At 71.0% G+C, this 24,405-nt stretch carries 21 protein-coding genes and 1 pseudogene; 12 read left to right on the forward strand and 10 right to left on the reverse strand.

From position 1 onward, the window contains the following. Window positions 1-116: 116 nt before the first annotated feature. Together M878_RS76790 and M878_RS76795 are read right to left on the reverse strand one after the other, a co-directional pair. Entirely contained in the window at window positions 117-338 is a 222-nt protein-coding gene (locus M878_RS76790; protein WP_023550549.1) for a DUF397 domain-containing protein, read from the reverse strand. Beyond that, window positions 331-1,122, reverse strand: coding sequence for a helix-turn-helix domain-containing protein (locus tag M878_RS76795; RefSeq protein WP_023550551.1), 792 nt, complete (start codon window positions 1,120-1,122; stop codon window positions 331-333). Before M878_RS76795 ends, M878_RS76790 begins: the two co-directional genes overlap by 8 nt. Window positions 1,123-1,314: 192 nt before the next feature. On the opposite strand from M878_RS76795, the gene M878_RS76800 reads away from it, so the two are divergent. From M878_RS76800 to M878_RS76820, 5 genes are all read left to right on the forward strand, one after another. Next, on the forward strand, window positions 1,315-2,238 hold the full coding sequence (locus M878_RS76800) for a serine hydrolase (RefSeq protein WP_023550553.1): 924 nt from the start codon (window positions 1,315-1,317) through the stop codon (window positions 2,236-2,238). 108 nt (window positions 2,239-2,346) lie between these two features. After that, on the forward strand, window positions 2,347-6,075 hold the full coding sequence (locus M878_RS76805; protein ID WP_031225933.1) for an ABC transporter ATP-binding protein: 3,729 nt from the start codon (window positions 2,347-2,349) through the stop codon (window positions 6,073-6,075). Window positions 6,076-6,175: 100 nt separating this feature from the next. Beyond that, window positions 6,176-6,568 carry a hypothetical protein gene (locus M878_RS76810; protein ID WP_023550557.1) on the forward strand — a complete coding sequence of 131 codons (393 nt, stop codon included), beginning with the start codon at window positions 6,176-6,178 and terminating at the stop codon, window positions 6,566-6,568. A 257-nt stretch (window positions 6,569-6,825) separates the two neighbouring features. After that, on the forward strand, window positions 6,826-8,757 hold the full coding sequence (locus M878_RS76815; RefSeq protein ID WP_078630409.1) for a glycoside hydrolase family 3 protein: 1,932 nt from the start codon (window positions 6,826-6,828) through the stop codon (window positions 8,755-8,757). A gap of 133 nt (window positions 8,758-8,890) precedes the next feature. Beyond that, window positions 8,891-9,481 carry a hypothetical protein gene (locus tag M878_RS76820; protein WP_031225937.1) on the forward strand — a complete coding sequence of 197 codons (591 nt, stop codon included), beginning with the start codon at window positions 8,891-8,893 and terminating at the stop codon, window positions 9,479-9,481. Between the two features lie 4 nt (window positions 9,482-9,485). Here the strand turns inward: M878_RS76820 and M878_RS76825 are convergent, their stop codons facing one another. Continuing rightward, window positions 9,486-10,904: a S28 family serine protease gene (locus M878_RS76825; protein ID WP_023550563.1), complete on the reverse strand. Its 1,419-nt coding sequence runs from the start codon at window positions 10,902-10,904 to the stop codon at window positions 9,486-9,488. 105 nt (window positions 10,905-11,009) lie between these two features. After that, a complete protein-coding gene (locus M878_RS76830; RefSeq protein WP_245238216.1) occupies window positions 11,010-11,951 on the reverse strand; it encodes a LysR family transcriptional regulator in 942 nt (313 codons plus the stop codon). Between the two features lie 50 nt (window positions 11,952-12,001). Between M878_RS76830 and M878_RS76835 the strand changes: the two genes are divergently transcribed. Next, on the forward strand, window positions 12,002-12,598 hold the full coding sequence (locus tag M878_RS76835) for an RBBP9/YdeN family alpha/beta hydrolase (RefSeq protein ID WP_031225939.1): 597 nt from the start codon (window positions 12,002-12,004) through the stop codon (window positions 12,596-12,598). A gap of 159 nt (window positions 12,599-12,757) precedes the next feature. On the opposite strand, the gene M878_RS76840 is transcribed toward M878_RS76835, so the two are convergent. Together M878_RS76840 and M878_RS76845 are read right to left on the reverse strand one after the other, a co-directional pair. After that, window positions 12,758-13,558: a sugar phosphate isomerase/epimerase family protein gene (locus M878_RS76840; RefSeq protein ID WP_023550569.1), complete on the reverse strand. Its 801-nt coding sequence runs from the start codon at window positions 13,556-13,558 to the stop codon at window positions 12,758-12,760. Between the two features lie 42 nt (window positions 13,559-13,600). Continuing rightward, window positions 13,601-14,530 (reverse strand): bifunctional helix-turn-helix transcriptional regulator/GNAT family N-acetyltransferase, encoded by a 930-nt coding sequence (locus tag M878_RS76845; protein WP_023550571.1) that lies wholly within the window; start codon window positions 14,528-14,530, stop codon window positions 13,601-13,603. 343 nt (window positions 14,531-14,873) lie between these two features. Here M878_RS76845 and M878_RS96720 point away from each other — a divergent pair, with 343 nt between their 5' ends. Continuing rightward, window positions 14,874-15,212, forward strand: a complete 339-nt coding sequence (locus M878_RS96720) for a hypothetical protein (protein WP_106962761.1) — start codon at window positions 14,874-14,876, stop codon at window positions 15,210-15,212. A 122-nt stretch (window positions 15,213-15,334) separates the two neighbouring features. Next, entirely contained in the window at window positions 15,335-16,564 is a 1,230-nt protein-coding gene (locus M878_RS76855) for an FAD-dependent monooxygenase (RefSeq protein WP_209445561.1), read from the forward strand. A gap of 193 nt (window positions 16,565-16,757) precedes the next feature. Here M878_RS76855 and M878_RS76860 read toward each other — a convergent pair whose 3' ends face one another. Next, entirely contained in the window at window positions 16,758-17,810 is a 1,053-nt protein-coding gene (locus M878_RS76860) for a LacI family DNA-binding transcriptional regulator (protein WP_023550576.1), read from the reverse strand. A 222-nt stretch (window positions 17,811-18,032) separates the two neighbouring features. On the opposite strand from M878_RS76860, the gene M878_RS76865 reads away from it, so the two are divergent. Genes M878_RS76865 through M878_RS76875 form a run of 3 tightly spaced genes read left to right on the forward strand, consistent with a single transcriptional unit; the run spans window position 18,033 to window position 21,171 of the window. After that, window positions 18,033-19,184, forward strand: coding sequence for a Gfo/Idh/MocA family protein (locus M878_RS76865; protein WP_023550578.1), 1,152 nt, complete (start codon window positions 18,033-18,035; stop codon window positions 19,182-19,184). After that, window positions 19,181-20,341 carry a dihydrodipicolinate synthase family protein gene (locus M878_RS76870; protein WP_023550580.1) on the forward strand — a complete coding sequence of 387 codons (1,161 nt, stop codon included), beginning with the start codon at window positions 19,181-19,183 and terminating at the stop codon, window positions 20,339-20,341. Before M878_RS76865 ends, M878_RS76870 begins: the two co-directional genes overlap by 4 nt. Further along, a complete protein-coding gene (locus M878_RS76875; protein ID WP_023550582.1) occupies window positions 20,338-21,171 on the forward strand; it encodes a sugar phosphate isomerase/epimerase family protein in 834 nt (277 codons plus the stop codon). Before M878_RS76870 ends, M878_RS76875 begins: the two co-directional genes overlap by 4 nt. A gap of 125 nt (window positions 21,172-21,296) precedes the next feature. Here the strand turns inward: M878_RS76875 and M878_RS76880 are convergent, their stop codons facing one another. From M878_RS76880 to M878_RS49050, 3 genes and pseudogenes are all read right to left on the reverse strand, one after another. Further along, window positions 21,297-22,199, reverse strand: a complete 903-nt coding sequence (locus M878_RS76880) for a ribokinase (protein ID WP_023550584.1) — start codon at window positions 22,197-22,199, stop codon at window positions 21,297-21,299. Window positions 22,200-22,279: 80 nt separating this feature from the next. Continuing rightward, window positions 22,280-22,601 (reverse strand): annotated as a pseudogene (locus M878_RS94910) (substrate-binding domain-containing protein); the annotation flags it as partial. 80 nt (window positions 22,602-22,681) lie between these two features. Further along, window positions 22,682-23,194 carry an aminoacyl-tRNA deacylase gene (locus M878_RS49050; protein ID WP_158692784.1) on the reverse strand — a complete coding sequence of 171 codons (513 nt, stop codon included), beginning with the start codon at window positions 23,192-23,194 and terminating at the stop codon, window positions 22,682-22,684. A gap of 239 nt (window positions 23,195-23,433) precedes the next feature. On the opposite strand from M878_RS49050, the gene M878_RS76885 reads away from it, so the two are divergent. Then, window positions 23,434-24,162, forward strand: coding sequence for a dienelactone hydrolase family protein (locus M878_RS76885; protein ID WP_023550589.1), 729 nt, complete (start codon window positions 23,434-23,436; stop codon window positions 24,160-24,162). Window positions 24,163-24,405: the final 243 nt, after the last annotated feature.

Consider the following 24,405-nt stretch of genomic DNA (forward strand, 5'->3'; position numbering starts at 1 on the left):
GTAACAGAATGCGCTCACGGGCTGCGCAAAAGCCCATCACAAGGCCGTGGGTATTGGCCGGAGGGTCCCTGTATTTCAACGCAACAATAATGACGAGTAGTTGTGCCCGAGGGTACTCAGACGACGAACTCCCTGTTCTTGACGGCTGTGACGAACGCCGACCAGTCGGTGGCGGAGAAGACCAGCGCCGGGCCCTGCGGAACCTTGGAGTCGCGGACGGGAACGCCCGAGGGGTGGCCGTCGAGGACTTCGAGGCAGCTGCCCCCTTCGTTGCCGCTGTAGGAGGACTTACGCCAACCAGCCAGCGTGGATGCGTCCGAGATGGTGTGTTCAGTCACGGTATCCGTAGTCCTTCGCTATCGCCCTCATCAGGGCGAGTGACTCCTTGAGTGGCATCGCGTCGCCTAGCGCCAGATCGTAGGTGGCCTCAAGGCGACGGACCGAGGCGGGGCAGTCGTGGATCTTGCCCATGTGCAGGCCCTCGCCGTATGCCACCGGCGGCTGGTCCTCGAAGTCCATCAGGGTCAGCATGCCTTGCATGAGCGGGTGGCATCCGAGGGCGTAGGGCAGCATGTAGACGCGCACGCGCTGCTTCTCGGCGAGGTGCACGAGGTGCATGATCTGTTCCGCCATGACCTGAGGCCCGCCCACGACGCGCCGCAGCACCGTCTCGTCAAGCAGCGCCCACACCACGGGAGTCACCGGATTGTCGAGGAGCTTTGTGCGCTCAAGCCGTGTGACGACGAGCTTTTCAAGCTCCTCTCCGCTCGTCGGAGGGAACCCTACACTCAGAACAGCACGCGCATACGCCTCCGTCTGCAGGATGCCCGGCACGAACGAGAGCCCGAACTCCCGGATTATCACCGCCTGTTGTTCAAGCAGCCGCGCCGCCTCGAAGTAGTCGGCGACTGCCACGTCCTGCTCTGGCCGGAAACTGCTCAGCACATCCGTGTTCAGAGCCTTGTCCAGCCGCTTCGCGTCCTCCTTCGACGGCACCCTCCGCCCCGCCTCGATGTGCGCGATGTGCGTGCGGGTCATGAACGCCATCTCGGCCAGCTGCTGTTGCGTCAGTCCCGCCGCCTCGCGCCGCTGCCTGAGCCAGTCACCGTACGTGGTGCCCATGGCCAACTCCCTTGCGATACATGCCTGGTCGCAACTGAATCCTCGGGCGAGCCTAGCCCCACCCGTCTCACTCTGTGAGTGGATCGCTACAGAACGCGAAACCTGGCGGGGCGCACAACTCTTGGCCGCACCGGCACGTCAAGCAGACGGCGCAGGGATGCGCCCACGCGACGTTCCAAGAGGGGGAACTGCATGGCCTACCGCATATCCCGGCGTGCCAAAGTGCTGGCGGCAGCCGTCGGCGCCGGGGCGCTCATACCCGCCGTCACCGCCGCCACCCCGGCCGCCGCGGCCACACCCACCGTCAGCTGTACGTCGGCCAAGGCAGGCCTCGCCGCCAAGTTGCAGCAGGACATCACGGCCGCTCTCGCGGGCCGCAAGGGCACCGTCGCCCTCGGCCTGTACGACCGCGGTACCGGCACCACCTGCACGCTGCGCGCCACCAGCTCCTACGACTCGGCGAGCACCGTCAAGGTCACCGTGCTCGCGACGCTGCTGTGGGACGCGAAGAAGCACAACCGCTATCTGACGGACACCGAGGCCTCGCTCGCCAAGGCCATGATCACCAAGTCGGACAACGACGCGACGACCAAGCTGTGGAAGCAGCTCGGCATGACGAAGATCAACGGCTTCCTGGCCGCCGCCGGCATGACGAAGACCGTGCCGGGCGCGAACGGCTACTGGGGCCTGACCCAGGAGAACGTCACCGACGAGCAGAAGCTGCTCCAGCTCGTCACGGCCAAGAACAGCGTACTGAGCGACAACTCGCGTGCCTACATCCTGAAATTGATGGGCCAGGTCGTCTCGGCGCAGCGCTGGGGCACCCCGGCCGGCGCGCCGTCCACTGTCTCCGTGCACGTCAAGAACGGCTGGCTGCAGCGCTCGGCGCACGGCTGGCGGGTGCACAGCCTGGGCACCTTCGACGGCACCGGCCACGACTACATGATGTCGGTGCTCTCGCAGGACAACAGCACCATGGACTACGGCGTCACCACCATCCAGAACGTCGCCAAGGCCATCCACAAGGGCCTCGTGCCGGCCACGTCGACCACCACGGTCTACGTCCCGACGAGCAAGCCGAGCGAGGCCTTCGTGGCGGTGCCGCCGGGCGGCTGACTCCGGACCGCCGGACAATCGCACCCGGCATTTGTTGCGGCGGGATGAAATCCGGGCCCGCCGGCGTTGGTGCCTTCCGGCAGGCGAGCTGAACAGGGAGGCACCGGCGTGGCAGCGCAACGGGGATGGGCACGGAGACTGGCGGGGTACGCCTGGCGCTACCCCAAGGACGTGATCCTCGCCCTCGGCTCCTCGCTCGCGGGTATGGCCGTCATGGCCGTCGTACCGCTGATCACCAAGGTGATCATCGACGACGTGATCGGGAACCACACCCGGTCCATGGCCCCCTGGGCCGGCGCGCTGATCGGCGCGGCCGTCCTCGTCTACGTCCTCACCTACATCCGCCGCTACTACGGCGGCCGCCTCGCCCTCGATGTCCAGCACGACCTGCGGACCGAGATGTACGGCACGATCACCCGTCTCGACGGCCGCCGTCAGGACGAGCTGTCCACGGGGCAGGTCGTCGGCCGGGCCACCAGTGACCTCCAGCTGATCCAGGGCCTGCTCTTCATGCTCCCGATGACCATCGGGAACGTCCTGCTCTTCCTGATGTCCCTGATGATCATGGCGTGGCTGTCGCTGCCGCTGACCCTGGTCGCCCTCGCCGTGGCGCCCGCGCTCGCCTGGATAGCCAAGCGCAGCCGCAGCAAGCTGCACCCCGCCACCTGGTACGCCCAGGCGCAGGCCGCCGCCGTCGCCGGCGTGGTCGACGGCGCCGTCAGCGGGGTACGCGTGGTGAAGGGCTTCGGGCAGGAGGAGCAGGAGACCGGCAAGCTCCGGGAGGTCGGGCGCAAGCTCTTCGCGGGACGGCTGCGCACCATACGGCTGAACAGCACGTACACCCCCGCCCTGCAGGCCGTCCCGGCCCTCGGCCAGGTCGCCATGCTGGCGCTCGGCGGCTGGCTGGCCGTGCGCGGGCACATCACGCTCGGCACCTTCGTCGCCTTCTCCAGCTATCTCGCCCAGCTGGTCGGACCGGTCCGCATGCTCGCGATGGTCCTCACCGTCGGCCAGCAGGCCCGGGCCGGCACCGAGCGCGTCCTGGAGCTGATCGACACCGAGCCGACGCTCCAGGAGGGCACCAAGACCCTCCCCGCCGACGCGCCCGCGACCGTCGAGTTCGACGACGTGTCCTTCGGCTACGACAGCGGATCCAAGGTCCTCGACGGACTGACCTTCGAGATACGCCCCGGCGAGACCCTCGCCGTCGTCGGCTCCTCCGGATCCGGCAAGTCCACCCTCTCCCTGCTGCTCCCGCGCTTCTACGACGTCACCCACGGCGCCGTCCTGATCGGCGGCCACGACGTGCGCGAGCTGACCCTGGACTCGCTCCGGGCCGCGATCGGGCTCGTCCCCGAGGACTCGTTCCTCTTCTCGGACACCGTCCGCTCCAACATCGCCTACGGCCACCCGGACGCCACGCAGGAGGAGATCGAGGCCGCCGCCCGCGCCGCCCAGGCGGACCGTTTCATCAGCGAGCTTCCCCAGGGGTACGACACCAAGGTCGGCGAGCAGGGCCTGACCCTCTCCGGCGGCCAGCGCCAGCGCATCGCGCTCGCCCGCGCCCTGCTCACCGACCCCCGGCTCCTCGTCCTGGACGACGCCACCTCGGCCGTGGACGCCCGGGTCGAGCACGAGATCCACGAGGCGCTGAAGCAGGTGATGGAGGGCCGTACGACCCTGCTCATCGCGCACCGCCGCTCCACCCTCAACCTCGCCGACCGCATCGCGGTCCTCGACGGCGGCCGGCTCGCGGACCTCGGCACCCACGAGGAACTCCAGCAGCGGTCCGCCCTCTACCGCCGTCTGCTCACCGACCCGGACGAACTGGGCGGGGTCTCCCCGGGGCACGCCGAGCCCGCCGTACCGCGGGAGGACACCTCTGTCCGCGAGGAGCTGGACGCCGAGTTCGACGCCGAGCGGGGCGTGACCCCCCGGCTGTGGACGGGCGACCGGGAGCCGAAGAACGCCGAGGACACAGCGCTCGCCGGCACCCCGGCCACCCCGGAGCTGCTCGCCAAGGTGGCGGCGCTGCCCCCGGCCGTCGACACCCCGGACATAGACGAGGCCCGAGCGGTCGGGCGCGAGGACTCCTACGGTCTGCGCCGCCTGCTGCGCGGCTTCGGCCCGCCCCTCCTGCTCAGCCTGCTGCTGGTCGCCGTGGACGCGGGCGCGGGCCTGCTGCTGCCGGTGCTGATCCGGCACGGCATCGACGCGGGCGTCACCAAGATGGCCCTCGGCGCCGTGTGGGCGGCCTCGCTGCTCGGTCTGCTGACCGTCGTCGTCCAGTGGGTCGCGCAGATCGGCGAGACCCGGATGACCGGCCGTACCGGTGAGCGGGTGCTCTATGCGCTACGGCTGAAGATCTTCGCCCAGCTCCAGCGGCTGGGGCTCGACTACTACGAGCGCGAGCTGACCGGCCGGATCATGACCCGGATGACGACCGACGTGGACGCGCTGTCCACGTTCCTGCAGACCGGGCTGGTCACCGCGTTCGTGTCGGTCGTCACCTTCTTCGGCATCATGGCCGCCCTGCTGGTGATCGACATCCAGCTCGCCCTCGTCGTCTTCACGACGCTGCCCCCGCTGATCGTCGCGACCTTCTTCTTCCGCCGGGCGAGCGTGAAGGCGTACGAACTCGCCCGCGAACGCGTGTCGACGGTCAACGCGGACTTGCAGGAGTCGGTCGCCGGGCTGCGGATCGTGCAGGCCTTCCGGCGCGAGCGGGACGGCGGGCGGCGGTTCGCCGAGCGCAGCGACAGCTACCGGCACGCCCGGATCCGCGGCCAGTGGCTGATATCGGTCTACTTCCCGTTCGTGCAGCTCCTGTCGTCCGTCGCGGCGGCCTCCGTGCTGATCGCGGGCGCGCACCGGGTGGAGGCGGCGACCCTGACCACGGGCGCCCTGGTCGCCTACCTCCTCTACATCGACCTGTTCTTCGCCCCGGTCCAGCAGCTGTCCCAGGTCTTCGACGGCTACCAGCAGGCGACGGTCTCGCTGGGCCGCATCCAGGAGCTGCTGCGCGAGCCGACCTCCACGAAGTCCGCGGACGAGCCGCTGGAGGTGCTCTCGCTGCGCGGTGACATCGCCTTCGAGGACGTGCGTTTCGCGTACGGGACCGACGAAGAGGCGCTCACCGGCATCGACCTGACGATCCCCGCCGGGCAGACGGTGGCCTTCGTCGGCGAGACGGGCGCCGGCAAGTCCACGCTGGTCAAGCTGGTGGCCCGGTTCTACGACCCCACCGGCGGCCGGGTCACGGTCGACGGCACGGATCTGCGCGCCCTGGACCTGACCTCGTACCGGCACCGCCTCGGGGTGGTCCCGCAGGAGGCCTACCTCTTCCCGGGCACGGTCCGGGACGCCATCGCCTACGGCCGCCCCGAGGCCACCGACGCCGAGGTGGAGGCGGCGGCGCGGGCGGTGGGCGCGCACGAGATGATCGCCACCCTCGACGGCGGCTATCTGCACGAGGTCGCCGAGCGCGGCCGGAACCTCTCGGCCGGCCAGCGTCAGCTGATCGCCCTGGCCCGCGCCGAGCTGGTCGACCCGGACATACTCCTGCTGGACGAGGCCACGGCGGCCCTGGACCTGGCCACGGAGGCACAGGTCAACCAGGCAACCGACCGCCTGGCGGGCCGTCGTACGACGCTGGTGGTCGCCCATCGCCTCACCACGGCGGCCCGCGCGGACCGGGTGGTCGTGATGGACCACGGCGGGGTCGCCGAGGACGGCACCCACGACGAACTCCTGGCCCGCGACGGCCGGTACGCCGAACTGTGGCGCACCTTCGTCGGCCGCCCCGAACCGGAGGAGCCGGTCACCGCGACCCGCTGACTCGTATCGCTGACGGCCGTGCAACCATCCGACATACGTCGTGCGTCCGTACAGCAGTACGGAAATCGGGGGACAGGTTCATGGCTGGGGGAGGACAACAGTGGACAGTGGTGCGATAGGCCGGCGCCTGGCGCTGGGAGCGGCCGTGCTGGCCGCGGCCGGGACGCTCGGCCTGGTGACATCCGGCGCCGCCCAGGCGGCCGCGGCCGACGGCTGCGCCGGCCGTCAGGTGCGGGCCCTGCCGTTCAGTACCGGGGTCACCCAGATCTACAACGACAACGGCTACATCTGCGCCATCACCGTGGCCCGGCATCCCGGCACCACCCAGACGATGTCCGTCAGTGTCCAGGCCCGCGGCGGCCGGCCAGTGGTCGACCAGGGCAGCTACAGGCACCACGCGGGCCCGATCACCGTCCACGCCGGCCACCGCTGCGTGTGGATCAGAGGTTCGGTGGGCTCGGGGTCGGTCAGCTCGGGCTGGATACTGTGCTGACGGTCTGCTGACAGCCCGCCGGGCCGGGGTGCGGGGGTGCCGGGGCGAATCTCGACCCGGTCGGAGCCGGTCGCCCCGGCAGTGGACCTCGGCCTCGGGGCGGCGGGAACCGGCCCGGTCCCTTGCCCGTCAAAGCGCCGGGTTGCCGGACGAGTCTCCGTGGTGCGGTGTCGGCCTGCACGCCTGGCAGTGAGCGCCGACTCACCCTCTCCGCCGCATCCGGCCGGCAGCCCGCCGCCATCGGCGCGCCCCCCTCAATGCGCCGATGGCGGCCCCTCTTCCGGTTACTGTGCTTTCCCTTGACGGAAAGAAACCTCCCGGATATTGGTGACCCCTCGGAAGTTTCCTTCAGCGGTTCTCCTCTGGAAGGAGCGCACGTGCCCGACACCGGCAGACCGTCCAGACGCGCCGTCCTCGCCGCCACCGCGGGCCTCACCGCCGCGCTGACCGTACCGGCCACCGCCCACGCCGCCGTACCCCCCGACCCCCGCCGGCTGCGCGCCCTGATCTCCGGCATGACGCTGGAGGAGAAGGTCGGCCAGCTCTTCGTGATGCGGGTCTACGGCCACTCCGCCACCGCCCCCGACCAGGCCGACATCGACGCCAACCTCAAGGAGCTCGGCGTCCGCACGGCCGCCGAGCTGATCGCGAAGTACCGCGTCGGCGGCGTCATCTACTTCACCTGGGCCCACAACACCCGTGACCCGCACCAGATCGCGGACCTCTCCGACGGCATCCAGAGGGCCTCCCTGGACCAGCCGCGCGGTCTGCCGGTGCTCATCTCCACCGACCAGGAGCACGGCGCGGTCTGCCGGGTCGGCAAGCCCGCCACCCTCTTCCCCGGCGCCATGGCCGTCGGCGCCGCCGGCTCCCGCGCCGACGCGCACACCCTCGGCCGGATCTCCGGCGCCGAACTGCGCGCCATGGGCATCAACCAGGACTACTCCCCGGACGCCGACGTCAACGTCAACCCGGCCAACCCCATCATCGGCGTACGGTCGTTCGGCGCCGACCCGGACGCCGTCGGCGCGCTGGTGGCCGCCGAGGTGCGGGGCTACCAGGCGTCCCGGGTCGCGGCGACCGCCAAGCACTTCCCGGGCCACGGCGACACCGCCGTCGACAGCCACACCGGCTTCCCGGTCATCACCCACAGCCGGGACCTGTGGGAGAAGCTGGACGCCGTCCCCTTCCGGGCGGCGATCGCCGCGGGCATCGACTCGATCATGACCGCGCACATCCAGTTCCCGGCCCTGGACGACTCCGGCGACCCGGCCACCCTCTCCCACCCCATCCTCACCGGCATCCTGCGCGGCGAACTCGGCTACGACGGCGTCGTCATCACCGACTCCCTGGGCATGCAGGGCGTCCGCACCAAGTACGGCGACGACCGCGTGCCGGTGCTCGCGCTGAAGGCCGGGGTCGACCAGCTGCTCAACCCGCCCTCGATCGACGTGGCCTGGCACGCCGTACTGAAGGCCGTACAGGACGGTGAGCTGACCGAGTCCCGCCTTGACGAATCGATCCTGCGCATCCTGCGTCTCAAGGCCCGGCTCGGACTCTTCGACCCACCGCACACCAGCCGGGCGGGCATCGAGCGCACCGTGGGCACCGAGGCGCATCTGGCCGCCGCCGACCGGATCGCCGAGCGCACCACGACCCTGCTGGTCAACGAGGACCACACCCTTCCCTTCGATACCCGCACCGAGCGCCGGATCCTGGTCGTCGGCGCCGACCCGGACTCCCCCACCGGCACCACCGGCCCGCCCACCGGCGTGCTGGCCGCCGCCCTCACCGAGCTGGGCTTCAGCGCCACCGCCCTGTCCACGGGCACCGCGCCCTCCGCCGCGGCCATCGCCCAGGCGGTCACGGCCGCGCAGGACGCGGACGCGGTGGTCGTGGCGACGTACAACGTGACGGCGGGCAACGCACAGCGGACGCTGGTGACACAACTGCGGGCCATGGGCAGGCCCTTGGCGGCCCTCGCCCTCCGTAACCCCTACGACGTGGCCCAATACCCCTCGGTCAAGGGCTGCTTGGCGTCCTACGGCTGGACGGACGTCGAAGTGCGCGCCGCCGCCCGGGTGATCGCCGGACGCGTGGCGCCGCGCGGAAAGCTGCCGGTGCCGGTCCAGCGGGCCGACGACCCCGCGCAGGTGCTGTACCCGATCGGGCACGGGCTGACGTATTAGACGTATCAGCCGTACGTCACCTATCCGATACCCACCCGGCGTAATACCCCCAATGGTCGGAAACCCTCCCGTACGGCTGGCGCCGCCGTGTCGCCAAGGGCCACGCTGGAGCGGGGTGTCAGGGGGTATGGCGATGCGTGGGAAAGGTGCCGTCGGAGCCGTGTGCCTCGCGTGCCTGCTGCCGGCGGCCCTGCTGACCGGCTGCCGGGGCGGGGCGGGCGCCCCCGTCGGCGACGCCCGCCCCACCCCGGCCACGACCGGCGGCTACGGCGCCGAGTTCCTCGCGGTCGGCGAGTGCAGCTCCTTCGGCACGACCAGCTTCACCGAGGTGCCCTGCACCAGCGAGCGGGCGGCGGCCAGGGTCGTCGCCCGCTACGACGGCGCGGTCACCGACGGCCCCCTGTGCCCGGCGACGACCGACTTCGTGCTGCACATCGGCGCCCAGACCGCGATCGCCCCGGGCTACGCCTGTATGCGCAACCTGGAGCCCCCGCACCCCGGCGACCCCGGCGGCGGGGGCGGCCCGCGCACGATCCCGGGCGACTGCGTCTACACCTCAGGTGAGGGCCAGGTCCGCGAGACCCCGTGCGACGGCTCGGGCGCCCAGCGGCCCCAGTACCGGATCACCAAGGCGGCGCCGACGCGCGACGACTGCCCCGCGTCGACGACGCTGTACGTCCAGCTGGGCGGGAGCGATCCGGTGGGTTGCGCAAGCCGGGTGTGAGTTCCTACGGCCTCAGCACAGGCTCGCGCTCAGCATCCCCGGCATCCAGCTTGGCGTCGAAGCGAGCCAGCGGCTCGGCCCGGGCGGCGTCGGCCGGGGAAACTCCCGCCCACTGCAGGATGCGCCCCGTGGCGAAGGAGTTCTGACCCGGCACCAGGCCCGCGACGTTCGCGCCGTGGTTCATACCGGGCGCGGTGAAGACATAGGAGTCACGGGCGCCCGCGCCGAGCCGGAACCGCTCCGAACCCCAGGGGTCGTTCTGGCCGTACACGAACAGCATGTGCGTGGCGTGGTGCCGTACCCACGTGTCCACGTCCCGCATCGCGTGCGGCTGGAAGCGCATCGGGATGGAACGGGGCACGAAGTCGCGCGGCGGCTGATAGCCGTAGCGGATCAACTTCCGCTCGATGTACGGGAAGTGGATGGTCGGCGAGCCCAGCTGGGTGCCGGCCTGGTAGTAGTACGGCTCGAACGGCGCGAGCCCCTGGTCGGTGTAGGCGGAGAAACCGGAGATGGTGTCGACCGATGTCCAGATCGCGTCGTCGCTCGCTGTCGCCGCGTCCGCCGGGACGGTGCCGCAGTCCTTCAGCAGACTGTACTGCCAGAAACCCCACACATAGTCGAGGACGACCGCCTCGTACGCCTTGTCCAGCCCGCCGATGGTGTCGAAGGTGTACCCCTTCTCGGCGGCATACTGCGCATACCGCTTCTCCAGCGGCTCCCGGCGCACCAGCGCCTCCCGCTGGACGGCGTTCAGCCGGTCCCGGCACTCCTTGGTGCCGACCGTGGTGAAGAAGCGGTCGTAGGCCGAGTCCTCGTCGTTGACGACGTCGTTGGGGGCGACGTAGGCGACCACGCCGTCCATGTCGCGCGGGTAGAAACGCTCGTAGTACGTGGCCGTCATGCCGCCCTTGGAGCCGCCGGTGGCGATCCAGTGGCCGCCGTAGATCGGCTTGAGCGCCTCGAACACGCGGTGCTGGTCGCTCGCCGCCTGCCAGATGTCGAGCTTGGACCAGTCGGCGGGGTCGGGGCGGGACGGCGTGAAGAAGCGGTACTCCAGGGAGACCTGGTTGCCGTCCACGATCCGGGTGGGCTCGCTGCGGGACGGGTTCGTGGAGACGTTGTAGCCGCTGGTGTAGAAGACCGTCGGGCGGCTCACGTCCTTGTGCAGCACGGTGATCCGCTGCTGGAAGGTGCCGTGGTCCGGGTGGCGGTGGTCGACCGGCTGGGTGTAGTTCAGGACGAAGTAGCGGTAGCCGGGGTATGGCTTCTCCTGGATCAGGCTCATGCCCGGTATGGCGAGCAGCCGGTCCTTGATGTCGGTGGGCTCGGGCCGGGCGGCGGTGGCCGCTCCCGCCGCTGTACCGCTCAGCGTGCCTATGAGCACCGCGAGCGTCAGCAGCCATCTGAGCGCCTTGCGCATGCGCACTCTCCCCTGTGTGACTGTTGTGAGACACATGTGCGCCGGAAGCTATCGGAGTAACTGGAGTCACACCAGGGGGAGTTGTCGGCAGTGGTCGGGTACCGGTCAGCCGGCCTCCGCCAACTCGGCGGCGGATGTACGAAGTTGCTCACGCACCGCCCTCAGCACCGGATCCCCCTCCGCCCCGGCCCGAACCGCGGCGAACACGTTCCGGGACGGCGGTTCGCCCGCCGCCGGCCGCACGGCGAGGCGGCGCCGGGCGTACAGCGGCCGGACCAGGCGCGGCACCAGCGCCACCCCGGCGCCCGCCTCCACCAGGGCGATCAGGGCGCCCCAGTCGTTCACCGGGTGGCGGATGTCCGGGGTGAAGCCCGCCGCCGCGCACACCGCGCGGGCCGCCGCGCCACAGCAGCTCTCGGCCGCGCCCACGATCCAGGGAGCGGCGGCCAGTTCGCGCAGCGGGACGCGGTCGCGGGCGGCCAGCGGATGGTCCTCCGGCACCGCCACATCGAGGATGTCCGTCAGCAGATCGGTACGGGAGTAGCGGCGGTCGGTGTGCGGCGGGGCCGCCGCGAAGTCGACGGCCACCACCACGTCCAGCCGGCCCGCGTCGAGCGCCGTGAACACATCCGGAGGCTCGGCCTCCACCACGTCCACCCGGACATGCGGAAGCCGCTCGGCCAGCGCGCGCAGGGCCGGCGGGACCAGTCCGAGGATGCCGCTGCCGAAGCAGCCGATCGTGACCTGCCCCCGCCCGCCCGACCCGTACGCCGCCAGGTCGGCCCGTGCGCGCTCCAGCCGGGCGGCGATGGCCTCGGCGTGGCCGAGCAGGATCCGGGCCTGCCCGGTCAGCCGTACGCCCCGCCCCTCGCGTTCGGTCAGCGGCGCTCCGAACTCCCGGGCCAGCGCCGCGATCTGCTGGGACACCGCCGACGGGGTCAGATGCAGGGCCTCGGCGGTACGGGCCAGACTGCCCCGGCGCTCCAGCTCACGCAGCACGGTGAGCCGCCGCAGGTCCATGGTGAAGGTTCCGCTTACCTGTTCCACGCGGAAACATTAACTGGACCGCAGCAGTGAACTCGGCCAGCATCGCACCCATGACCACGCACGCGTACCTCATCCTCCACGGCTGGCAGAACCACCGCCCCGAGGGTCACTGGCAGCACTGGCTCGCCGACCGGCTCACCGAGCTGGACCACAGGGTCAGCTATCCCCAGCTACCCGACCCGGACGACCCGGAGCTGGAGGTGTGGCTGACCGAACTCACCCGCCACCTGGATGAGTTGAACGGATCCGGCTCGGGGGAGCGGGTCGTGATCGCCCACAGCCTGTCCTCGGTGCTGTGGCTGCACGCCGCCGCCCGGGGCATGAAGCAGCTGCGGTACGCGGACCGGGTGCTGCTGGTCGCTCCGCCGTCCCCGGCCACCGTCGCCGGTATCCCGGAGATCTCGGCCTTTGTCCCGGCGGCCCTGAACCCGCCCTTGCCCACCCCCACGCGGCTGGTCGCCGGCGCCGACGACCCCTACTGCCCCGAGGGCGCGGACCGGATCTACGCCGAGCCGCTGGGCATCCCCGCCGACATCCTCCCGACCGCCGCCCACCTGGACCTCGACGCGGGTTACGGCTCCTGGCCGGCGGTCCTGGACTGGTGCCTGCACGCCACGACCCCACTGACGCCACGTCCGGCACCCTGAGCTGCAGCTGGGCGGGGGTGGGGCAGGATTGCCCGCAGCTACGGCACGTTGTAGGCGTGCGGCGGCTGCAGTTCCCTAAGGGGCGCGGGGAACTGCGCGACCAGCCACAACGCACCCCGCACCCGGCGACGACGCATAGCCCCCGACCCCGTAGCCGAACTAGGCCGCCTCGTCCAAAAGCCGCAGCAGATGATCCCGCCCGGCACCGAGCAGCCCCGCAAGCGGCGCAGCCGACGCGTGCCAGCGCTTCTCGTACTCCCAGCACAGCCACCCGTCCCACCCACGCCGGCAGAGCACATCCACGCACTCGGTGAGCGGAAGTACCCCCGAGCCCAGCGGCAGCGGCGTCGTGTCGTCGGCCGAGGCGATGTCCTTGACCTGCACATATCCCAGATGCGGCGCGAGAGCCGCATAGGTGTCGGACGGCTGCTCGCCGCCCAGCCAGGTGTGCATCACATCCCACAGCGCCCCCACCCGCCGGTGCCCGACCGGACCGAGAACCCGGATCGCGGCGGCGCCGGTGGGGTGCGAGTCATGCGTCTCCAGCAGGATCCGGACGCCCAGCGCGGCGGCGTCCTCCGCGGCGGTGCCGAGCCGCCGGGCGGCGACGGCGTCGGACTCCTCGCGGGGACGGTCCGGGTCGGCTCCGGGGAAGACCCGGATGAAGGGGGCGCCCAGGTCGTGGGCGAGCTGGAGGAGATCCCGGATCTCCGTCAGTACAGGAGCGTCCGCCCCGGGCGCGGCGACGCGCGCGTACCCGGCGACGCCCAGCGCCTCGACCCCGGCCTCCTTGAACAGCGCCGCGATCTCGGCGCGTTCGGCGGGGGAGAGGCCGGGATGCACCGGCTCCTCCGGGTGGGCGCGCAGTTCGACGCCGTGGTAGCCGTGCGCGGTCGCGAGCGCCAGGACCTCAGGGACGGGCAGGCCGGGGACACCGAGAGTGGAGAACGCCAGCTTCATGGCCCGGACCCTACTCGCCCTGCTCGTCACGCGCGCTGCTTGTCACTCGCCCGATCCATGCAGATCCAGCCGCCAGTCCTGCCCCACGAGATCCTTGCCGAAGGAGCGGTGCGGTTTCTCGGCGACGAGCACGAAGCCGTGCCGCTGGTAGATACGGCGGGCACCGCTCAGCACATCGTTGGTCCACAGCACCAGCTCGCGATAGCCGACCCCGCGCGCGAAGTCGACCACGGCCCGCACCAGCCGGTCGCCGAGGCCGTGCCCGCGCGCCTCGCGCTCGACGAGCAGCAGCCGCAGCCGGGCGGCACCGGGTGCGTCGTCCCGTACACACATCACGCAGCCCACCGGCCGGCCGCCCTGTTCGGCGATCCACACCCGCTCCAGATGCGGGTCATGGTCCTCCGCGAAGTCGGCGACGATCCGGGCGACCAGCCCCTCGTAGTCGGCGTTCCAGCCGTACTCGGCCGCGTACAGCGCGGCGTTGCGCTGCACGATCCAGCCGAGGTCACCGGGGCCGGGCTCGCGCAGGACGACCTCGTGGGACCCGGCGCGCGGCTCGCCGAGGATGTCCTGGATGGTCCGCATGGCCTCCGCCAGCCGTGGCCGGTCGGCCGGGGCCACGGTGTCGAGCAGGGCCGCGACCGTGTCCCGGGCCCGCTCGTCCAGCAGTCCGGCGGCCTCCCGCCCCCGCGCGGTCAGCCGTACCCGGCGTCGGCGCGGATCGCTCTGCGAGGGCCCGCGCTCGATCAGTCCGGCGTCCTCGAATTTGTTCAGGATGCGGCTCAGATACCCGGCGTCCAGGTCGAGCTGGGTGCGCAGTTCGACCGCGTCCAGGTGCGGTACCCGGGCGAGTTCGTACAGCACGCGGGATTCGGTGAGTGTGTACGGGGCGTAGAGACGGCGGCCGTAGTCGAGGGCACCGATGAGGCCCGTGTAGAAGCGGTTGAAAGCCCGGACGTCCTGGACGGTCATGATCGCCCCCGGATGCTTGACTCAGTCAGAGATGCTGTCTCTCCGAACCTAGGTCCGCCGCCCGCCCGCGTCCACGGGCCGCCCCCCTTCGGCGCCCCAACTCCCTTTGCTGGTTCTTCTTTCTGTGCCGGGTCCTGCTTTTGACATCCTCATGACCCCGACGTAAGTTTGAAATCAAACGTCACATATGTCCGATTTTCAACGGAAGTGACGATCGCCCCCGCCGGACGCATCGCGGGCGGCGGCGGACGACGCACAGAGTTCCGCGCAGGCTCTGGAGCGCAGGCGGACGGCCCGTCGAGGCCGCCGGTAAATCAATCGCACCCTCGGAGAGGGGTTCATCATGCGCGCGCATGCAACCCGTATCAGGAGAGTGGCCATCGCGGTCTGCTCGGCACCGATCCTCGCCATCGCGGCCGGAGCCGGAGCCGCCCACGCCGCCACCACCGCCGCTCCGGACCACGTCATCGCCGCCGCGCACACCGACGGTGGTGGTTGGGGCGACCACGGCGGCTGGGGCGACCACGGCGGCGGTTGGGGCGACGACCACGGCGGCTGGGGCGACCACGGCGGCTGGGGCTGGGGCGACGACCACGGCGGCTGGGGCTGGGGCGACCATGGCGGCTGGGGCTGGGGAGATGACCACGGCGGCTGGGGTTGGGGAGATGACAACTGCGACTGAAGGTCAGCAGGTGTGATCGACGCCCTCTGAAGAACAAAGGGTGGATCCGGGTGCCCGACCCCAAGGGCACCCGGATCCATATGACCACACGGTGAGGCGGTGGCCGGATGAGGATCGTCTGCGTGGGTGGAGGCCCGGCCGGGCTGTACTTCTCGATCGCCGCGAAACTGCGGGACGCCGGGCACGAGATCACCGTGATCGAGCGGGACCCGCCGGAGGCGACGTACGGCTGGGGCGTCGTGTACTGGAACGACCTGCTGGACATCCTGCACCGCACCGACCCCGAGAGCGCACGGGCGGTGAGCGCCGGATCCGTGCTCTGGCAGGACCAGGAGATCCGCCTGCACGGCAGCCGGCACGACGGCACCGCGTACTTCGGCGGCTACGGCTACAGCATGGGCCGCGCCGCCCTGCTGGAGGTCCTGACCCGGCGCGCGCGATCACTCGGCGTCGACGTCCGGCACGGCCAGAAGCTCGACGACCCCGCCGACCTGCCGGAGGCCGACCTGATCGTGGCCGCCGACGGCGCGGGCAGCCGGATCCGGCAGAGCCGCGTCGAGCACTTCGGCACCCGCGTGGAGACCGGCCGCAACCCCTACATATGGCTCGGCACGGACCGGCAGTTCGGCAGCTTCGTCTTCGACTTCGAGGAGACCCCCGCGGGCTGGATCTGGTTCCACGCCTACCCGTCGATCAAGGGGCGGATCAGCACCTGCATCGTGGAGTGCGCACCGCAGACCTGGCAGGGCCTGGGCTTCGACACGCTCGACACCGAGGAGGCCGTACCCCTGCTGGAGAAGATCTTCCACCGCGCCCTCGACGGCCGCTCCCTGATCAGCAGATCACGCGGCGAACCGGCGAAGTGGCAGCGGTTCGGGCACATCAGCAACCGGACCTGGGTCGACGGCAATGTCGTCCTGGCCGGCGACGCCGCCCACACCACCCACTTCACGCTCGGCTCCGGCACCCGGCTCGCGATCATCGACGCGATCGTGCTGGCCCACGCCCTCTCCCGGTATCCGGACCTGCGGGCGCTGCACGAGTACGACCAGCACCGCCGCGCCGAACTGCACTCCACGCAGGCCGGAGCGCGCTCCAGCATGGCCTGGTTCGAGCAGCTCGACGACTATCTGGACCGCGACCCGGTCTCCTTCGCCTACGCCATGTCGGTGCGCACCGGCCAGCAGCGCGCCTGGAAGTACCAGGTCCACCTGGCCACCCAGCTCGCCGCCGTCCGCAGCGCACGGCGGGCCTACGACACCGGGAAGCGCTGGTACCGCGACCGCCGCAGGGGCGAGGCGGCGCTGCCGCTGCTGGGCTCCGCCGCCAAACTCCCTCCCCCACAGCCTTGAGGACGTGGGGTGCGCCCAGTCAGTCCGGCGACACCTGGCACGCACTCCCCAGTGGGGGCACAGTCCCATCGAGGGCGCTCCGGCGCCTTGCGATCACACGCGCGGCTTCGCTCGCGCGGGGACACCCCCATCGCCGCCGCCGGGCCCGACCTTCGGGCGGACGCCGGGAGTTCGACGACAGGGCCCAGGCCGGTCACTTCCCCGCTGACGGCACCCCGGTGGACCCGCGCACCATCAACTCCCCCCGAACGGCGGCGACACCCCCCGGCGGCGCCTCCTCCCGCCCCATGGCGATGCGCCCGGCCCGCGCCCCCGCCTCCGCCAGCGGCAACCGCACCGTCGTGAGCGAAGGCACCGCGTCCACACTGAACGGCAGGTCGTCGAATCCGGCCACCGACACATCCCCGGGAATCCGCAGCCCCGACTCCCGCAGCGCCGCACACGCCCCCAACGCCACGGAGTCGTTCGCGGCGACGACAGCCGTCAGCGAGGGGTCCCGGCGCAACAACTCCAGCGTGGCCTCGTACCCGGACTGCCGGTCGTACCGCCCGTGCACCGTCCAGCGAGGGTCCTCCCCGACGCCCGCCGCCGTCAGCGCGGCCCGGTGGCCCTCCAGCCGGTGCCGGGTCGTCGTACGCTCCTCGGGGCCCGCGATGTAGCCGAGGCGCCGATGGCCGAGGCCGAGCAGATGCTCGGTGAGCCGGCGCGCCCCGCCCCGGTTGTCGAAGGTGAGGGCGACCGCGTCGGTGCCGGGCGCCGGCGGCCGCCCGCACAGCACCACCCGGGTGCCGGCCTCCGTGAGCTTGCGCAGCTTCGCCGCGACCGCCGCCGCGTGCGGCGCGTCCTCCACGGCCCCGCCGGTCAGCACCACGGCGGCCGCCCGCTGCCGCTGCAGCAGCGTCAGATACGTCAGTTCCCGCTCCGGCGAGCCGCCCGTGTTGCACACGACCGCCAGCCGCTCGCCGCCCGCCCTTCCGCCCGGACCACAGATCTCGGCCTGGATCGCGCTCGCCATGATCCCGAAGAACGGGTCGGCGATGTCGTTGACGAGAATCCCGACCAGATCCGACGTGGCGGCCGCGAGCGCGCTCGCGGGGCCGTTGAGGACGTAGTCCAGCTCGTCCACCGCTCGCAGCACCCGCTCGCGCGTCGAGGCGGCCACCGGGTAGTTGCCGTTCAGCACGCGCGACACCGTCGCGGGTGAGACCTGGGCGCGGGCCGCCACATCCGCCAGGGTCACCGTCATGTCGTCGTCCTCCGGTCGCGCATCGTGTCGTACGCCCTCGTAGACAGCCAGGCCAGGCCACTGGTTCCGAAAAACTGTCGACCAGACCTTAAAGCCATGGACCCGGGGTGTTCGCCCCCTCGAACAACTCGAAGGGGACACGGTCTTGTACAGACCAGTGTCCAGAGGTTAGCTTCTCACGATAGAAAGCGCTTGCTTCCGGTGTTGACAGAGGGGACTGACGTGACACGCAAGACGGTGCGTATCGCCATGAACGGCGTGACCGGGCGCATGGGCTACCGCCAGCACCTCGTCCGGTCGATCCTCGCCCTGCGCGAGGCGGGCGGGCTCGACCTCGGCGACGGCACCGTGCTGTGGCCGGAGCCGATCCTGCTGGGCCGACGTGAGCACGCGCTCAGGGAGATCGCCGAGCGGCACGGCCTGGAGCACGTCTCGGCCGACGTGGACGCGGTCCTTGCCGATCCGTCCGTGGACATCTACTTCGACTCCCAGGCCACCTCCGCCCGCGAGGAGTCGATCAAGAAGGCGATCGCCGCCGGAAAGCACGTCTACACCGAGAAGCCGACGGCGACGGGACTGGCCGGCGCCCTCGAACTCGCCCGTCTCGCCCAGGAGAAGGGCATCAAGCACGGCGTGGTCCAGGACAAGATCTTCCTGCCGGGCCTGCTGAAGCTGAAGCGCCTCATCGACGGCGGCTTCTTCGGCCGCGTCCTCTCCGTCCGGGGCGAGTTCGGCTACTGGGTGTTCGAGGGCGACTGGCAGCCGGCCCAGCGCCCCTCCTGGAACTACCGTGCCGAGGACAGCGGCGGCATCGTCGTCGACATGTTCCCGCACTGGGAATACGTCCTGCGCGAGCTGTTCGGCCGCGTGAAGTCCGTCCAGGCCCTCGCCACCACCCACATCCCGCAGCGCTGGGACGAGAGCGGCAAGCCCTACGACGCGACGGCGGACGATGCGGCGTACGGCATCTTCGAACTCGAAGGCGGCGCCATCGCCCAGATCAACTCCTCCTGGGCGGTCCGGGTCAACCGCGACGAACTCGTCGAGTTCCAGGTCGACGGCACGGAGGGCTCTGCGGTGGCCGGCCTTCGCAAGTGCCGTGCACAGCACCGCAGTTCGACCCCCAAGCCGGTCTGGAACCCGGACGTCCCCGCGACGGAGGTCTTCCGCGACCAGTGGCAGGAGGTGCCGGACAACGGGGACTTCGACAACGGCTTCAAGGCCCAGTGGGAGCTGTTCCTCAAGCACGTCTACGCCGACGCCCCGTACCACTGGGACCTGCTGGCCGGCGCCCGTGGCGTCCAACTCGCCGAACTGGGCCTGAAGTCCTCGGCCGAGGGCCGCCGTATCGAGGTACCGGAGATCGCGCTGTGACCCTCCGACTTCCCTCCGCCGACGGCACGTTGCGCACGTACGAGCCCCGTACTGAACCGCTGCCGTTCTCGCCGGGCACCCCCTTCACCTCCCGTACGGTCTTCGCGGCGGCCCATGTCGTGGCCGACCCGTACGCCGACTCGACCCCCGACTCACCCGCCGCCGTCGACTGGGACGCCACCCTCGCCTTCCGCCGTCACCTCTGGTCCCACGGACTCGGCGTCGCCGAGGCGATGGACACCGCCCAGCGCGGCATGGGCCTGGACTGGGCGGGCGCGGCCGAGCTGATCCGGCGCAGCGCCGCAGAGGCGCGGCCGGCCGGCGGACGGATCGCCTGCGGGGTCGGCACCGACCAGATCACGGGCGGTTCGCGGGCTTCGCTCGCCGAGATCCGCGCGGCCTACGAGGAACAGCTGGCGGTGGTGGAGGAGGCGGGCGCCCAGCCGATCCTGATGGCGTCCCGGGCCCTGGCCTCCACCGCCTCCGGCCCCGAGGACTATCTGGAGATCTACGGCCACCTGCTGCGCCAGTCCGCCGAGCCGGTGATCCTGCACTGGCTGGGCCCGATGTTCGACCCGGCGCTGGAGGGCTACTGGGGCGCGACCGACCTGGACCCGGCGACGGAGGTGTTCCTGGAGGTCATCGCCGCGCACCCGGACAAGGTCGACGGCGTCAAGGTGTCGCTGCTGGACGCCCGGCGCGAGATCGACCTGCGCCGCAGACTGCCCCGAGGGGTCCGCTGCTACACCGGAGACGACTTCCACTACCCCGAGCTGATCGCGGGCGACGACCAGGGCTTCAGCCACGCCCTGCTCGGCGTCTTCGACCCGCTGGGCCCGCTGGCGGCGCAGGCGGTACGGGCTCTGGACACGGGGGACACGGCCGGTTTCCGGGGCCTGCTGGACCCGACCGTGGAGCTGTCCCGCCACCTCTTCCAGCCCCCGACGCGCTTCTACAAGACGGGCGTGGTCTTCCTCGCCTGGCTCGCGGGCCACCAGACGCACTTCACGATGGTCGGCGGCCTGCAGTCGGCCCGCTCCCTCCCGCATCTGGCCCGCGCCTACGAACTCGCCGACGGACTGGGCCTGTTCCCGGACCCGAAGCTCGCGGAGGAGCGGATGAAGACCCTGCTGTCGCTGTACGGGGTGACCTCATGACGGCCGATCTCTCGCGTTTCAGCATCAACCAGATGACGGTGAAGCAGCTGTTGCTGCCGGAACTGGTGGCCGCCTGTGGCCAGTTGGGTGTGGGCCGGGTGGGCCTGTGGCGGGAACCGGTCCAGGAGTACGGCCTGACGGGGACGGCGAAACTGATCCGCGAGGCGGGCCTGACGGTGACGACGCTGTGCCGGGGCGGCTTCTTCACGGCGATCGACCCGGTGGAGCGCTCCCGTGCCCTGGACGACAACCGGCGCGCGATCGAGGAGGCGGCGACGCTCGGCACGGACACCCTGGTCCTGGTCTCGGGCGGTCTCCCGCCCGGCAGCAAGGACCTCAGGGCGGCCCGCGAACGCATCGCCGACGCCCTCGCCGAACTGGGCCCGTTCGCCGACGACCACGGCGTCCGCCTGGCCATCGAGCCCCTGCACCCCATGTACGCCTCCGACCGCTGCGTCGTCTCGACCCTGGCCCAGGCCCTCGACCTCGCCGAACGCTTCCCGGCGCACCAGGTCGGGGTGGCGGTGGACACGTATCACATCTGGTGGGACGACCAGGCTCCGGCGCAGATCGCGCGGGCGGGAGCGGGCGGCCGTATCCACACCTTCCAACTCGCCGACTGGATCACCCCGTTGCCCGAGGGTGTCCTCGACGGCCGGGGTCAGATCGGCGACGGCGCGATCGACATGCGCGAGTGGCGGGGGTATGTGGAGGCGGCCGGCTACACGGGCCCGATCGAGGTCGAACTCTTCAACGAGGAGCTGTGGGCCCGGGACGGCCGGGAGGTGCTGGCGGAGACGCTGGAGCGTTTCCACAGCGCTTTCCTATAAACGCGGCTCAATTCTGTGAAGGAGACGGGTATTTCTGTGGAATACCTGTCTCTCCGGCACCCCGTCGCCGTGCCCCAACTCGGTCGGCGCACCTGCCAGATGGCGGTTCAGGATCCCCGCCTTCTTCACAGGGCGTCGACCTCCCGCGCTGTCGGATACGACTCCTGCGCGCCCCGCTTCGTTACGGCCGCCGCGCCGACCTTGGCCGCATAGGCCGCCGCCTCCGGCAGCTCCGCACCCGACCCGAGCTTCCAGGCGAGCGCAGCCGTGAACGCGTCGCCCGCGCCCGTGGTGTCCACCGCGTCCACCTTCACCGACGGCACGGAAAGGACACCGCTGGAGTCGGCCACCAGCGCCCCCTCCGCGCCCAGCGTCACCACCACCGAGCGCGGGCCCTTGGCCAGCAGCAGCCGTGCCCAGTCCGCCGGGTCCTCGCTCACACAGGACTCGCCGAGGACCACCCGCGCCTCGTGTTCGTTGACGATCAGCGGGTCGCAGGCCGCCAGCACCTCCGTGGGCAGGGGCCGGGGCGGGGACGGGTTCAGCACGAAGCGGCCGTCCGGGGACAGGTTCCGTACGACCTCCACCACCGTCTCCAGGGGGATCTCCAGCTGCGCCGACACCACCCTGGAGGCGAGGAACAGGCTCACGGCTGCCCGGACGTCCGCCGGGGTGAGCCGGGCGTTGGCGCCGCGCGACACCACGATGCTGTTGTCCCCTTCAGGGTCCACCGTGATCAGCGCCACCCCGGTGGGAGCCCCGCCCACCAGCACGCCGACCGTGTCGACGCCGGCCGCGCGCAGGGAGTCCAGCAACAGCCGGCCGTGGCTGTCGTCGCCGACCCGGGCCAGCAGGGCCGTACCCGCGCCCAGCCGGGCGGCGGCGACCGCCTGGTTGGCGCCCTTGCCGCCCGGGTGGACGGACAGATCGCCGCCGAGCACCGTCTCACCGGCGGCCGGCCGCCGCTCGACATCGATCACCAGGTCGGCATTGGCCGACCCCACGACCAGCAGGTCGTAGTCGTACATCAGTCGACTCCCCTTGTTCCCCTGAGTTCCCCTGAGAGATGACCCGACCGTGGTCAGCCGCTGATGGCGGGCCGCCGCCGTCAGCCGCTGAATCCGGCCACGTTGTCCTTCGTGACCACCTTTACCGGTACCTTCACCATCGGCTCCACCTTCTTGCCCTGGACCGCCGCCAGCGCGTTGTCCACGGCAATCCTCCCCAACTGCGTCGGCTGCTGGGCGACCGACGCGTACAGCGTGCCCTTCTTCACCGCCGTCAGCCCGTCCGGGGTGGCCCTTGGTGCGGTCGAAGTCGGCGGGCTGCTGGTCCAGCACCTGGATGCCCGGGTAGGCCTTGAGGCCGTTCGCGAAGCCCTGCGCCCGCTCCAGGGCCGCCGACGTACCTGCCTGGCCCTGCAGGGCGACGCACTGCGCAAGATCAAAGGTAGATGTCATCGGCGTCGGCGGGAACGGCGGCGCGGACGGTCATACGGGCTCACGGACGGTCATACGGGCTCACGGGCGGGCTCACTGGCGGTGGGCACGTCCCCGATCCGTGCCATGACGGCCGCCGGTACGGCCGCGACGAGCGCCCCCGCGTCGATCTCGATGCTGCTGTCGGGCCGGCCGCTGCCGCAGTGCACACGCCCCAGACCGCCTACGGTCTCGTCGAATACGACCAGCGCGGCCCCGTCCGACGACACGGGGCACACCCCGCCGGGCCGCATCCCCGCCCGTGCGAGCCGCCCGGCGTCGGCGGGGGAGAGGTCGCCACGGCGGATCCCGGCGGCCCGCGCCAGGGGCCCGTACCGCAGCCGCGCATGACCGGGCAGCGCCGCCAGCAAGAGCCGGTCCTCCGGCGTGACGAAGGCGAGGGTCTTCACGGTCCGCTCCAGCGGAACACCCAGCGCGGCACACACCTCCACGGGGTCCACGACACCGGGATGCTCATACAGCCGAAAGGAGGCGCCGAGCGCGGTCAGCACGTCCGGCGGCTCCAGGGGTGCGGATTCGCTCACACGGCCAAGATTACCGGGCGGGGCAAGGGAGTTGATCGCTTCGGGACTGACCAAGTTCGTCCCGGCTTTGGTCGCGGCGGAGCGAGACCGACGATCTCCGTGATACCTTCTGCGTCGCCGTGCACCACTGCACATTCGAGGAGGTGAGACCGATCAACACCATGACGCGTCGGGGCTCCCTCCTTAGCATGGCCTAGGGAGCGCCCGCACAAGGCATTCCCGAAAGGCTTGAAACGCTGATGCGCTTCACCTCCCAGACGTCGTCGGACGGCGTCACAGAACGGCACTTCACCCTCGACGAGATCCCCGGCGTGCTGTGGACGCCGGAAGGCGCCCGTGGCATCCGCCCCCTGATCCTGCTGGGCCACGGCGGCCGACAGCACAAGACGGCGCCCCACATCACATCCCGCGCCCGCCGCTACGCCACCGAGGGTTTCGCGGTCGTCGCCATCGACGCGCCCAACCACGGCGACCGCCCCCAGGACGAGGAGTTCGGCAGAATCGCGGCCCGGATGCGGGCCGGCATGGCCGCCGGTGAAAACCCGTCCGAGCTGGTCGCCGGCATGCACGGTTACCTTGCCCGCCAGGCCGTTGCCGACTGGCAGACGGTCCTGACCGCGGTCCAGCACCTGGACCAGGTCGGCGCCGGCCCGGTGGGGTACTGCGGCACGTCGATGGGCTGCGGACTGGGCATCCCCCTCATATCCGCCGAACCCCGAATCCGCGCCGCGGTACTGGGCCTGCTCGGTGTACACGGGCTGGCCGAGGACGCCGCACGGATCACCGTCCCGGTGCAGTTCCTGGTCCAGTGGGACGACCAGATGGTCCCACGAGACCAGAGCCTGGCCCTGTTCGACGCCTTGGCCTCGCCCGAGAAGACACTGCAGGCCAACCCCGGCAAGCACGGTGATGTGCCGCCGTACGAAGTGGACAGCTCGCTGCGGTTCTTCGCGAGGCACCTGAACTGACGGAGACCGCAGCACTCGGCGCGCCGGCCGGGGCCCGCACCCGTCCGGCGCGGCCTTGTTCCGGATCCCTGACATCTATGCCACCCCCAGCTCACACCACACATACTTCCCCCGATCCCCGAACCGAGCCGTCGGCTGCCACCCCAGTTCCTGGGCCAGACTCTGTGGCGGGGCTGTGACGTAGGGCGGTTGCAGATGCGATGGCCAGCTGTGAGCATGGCAAGGGCGAAAACGTTTCTTATC

This window comes from Streptomyces roseochromogenus subsp. oscitans DS 12.976 (genome assembly GCF_000497445.1).
Lineage (GTDB): Bacteria > Actinomycetota > Actinomycetes > Streptomycetales > Streptomycetaceae > Streptomyces > Streptomyces oscitans.

Coding starts and splice junctions, on each gene's coding strand:
- M878_RS76795 (WP_023550551.1), bottom strand. CDS start 1,122: ATGGGCACCACGTACGGTGACTGGCTCAGGCAGCGGCGCGAGGCGGCG.
- M878_RS76800 (WP_023550553.1), top strand. CDS start 1,315: ATGGCCTACCGCATATCCCGGCGTGCCAAAGTGCTGGCGGCAGCCGTC.
- M878_RS76815 (WP_078630409.1), top strand. CDS start 6,826: ATGCGCCGATGGCGGCCCCTCTTCCGGTTACTGTGCTTTCCCTTGACG.
- M878_RS76820 (WP_031225937.1), top strand. CDS start 8,891: ATGCGTGGGAAAGGTGCCGTCGGAGCCGTGTGCCTCGCGTGCCTGCTG.
- M878_RS76825 (WP_023550563.1), bottom strand. CDS start 10,904: ATGCGCAAGGCGCTCAGATGGCTGCTGACGCTCGCGGTGCTCATAGGC.
- M878_RS76835 (WP_031225939.1), top strand. CDS start 12,002: ATGACCACGCACGCGTACCTCATCCTCCACGGCTGGCAGAACCACCGC.
- M878_RS76840 (WP_023550569.1), bottom strand. CDS start 13,558: ATGAAGCTGGCGTTCTCCACTCTCGGTGTCCCCGGCCTGCCCGTCCCT.
- M878_RS76845 (WP_023550571.1), bottom strand. CDS start 14,530: ATGACCGTCCAGGACGTCCGGGCTTTCAACCGCTTCTACACGGGCCTC.
- M878_RS96720 (WP_106962761.1), top strand. CDS start 14,874: ATGCGCGCGCATGCAACCCGTATCAGGAGAGTGGCCATCGCGGTCTGC.
- M878_RS76860 (WP_023550576.1), bottom strand. CDS start 17,810: ATGACGGTGACCCTGGCGGATGTGGCGGCCCGCGCCCAGGTCTCACCC.
- M878_RS76875 (WP_023550582.1), top strand. CDS start 20,338: ATGACGGCCGATCTCTCGCGTTTCAGCATCAACCAGATGACGGTGAAG.
- M878_RS76880 (WP_023550584.1), bottom strand. CDS start 22,199: ATGTACGACTACGACCTGCTGGTCGTGGGGTCGGCCAATGCCGACCTG.
- M878_RS76885 (WP_023550589.1), top strand. CDS start 23,434: ATGCGCTTCACCTCCCAGACGTCGTCGGACGGCGTCACAGAACGGCAC.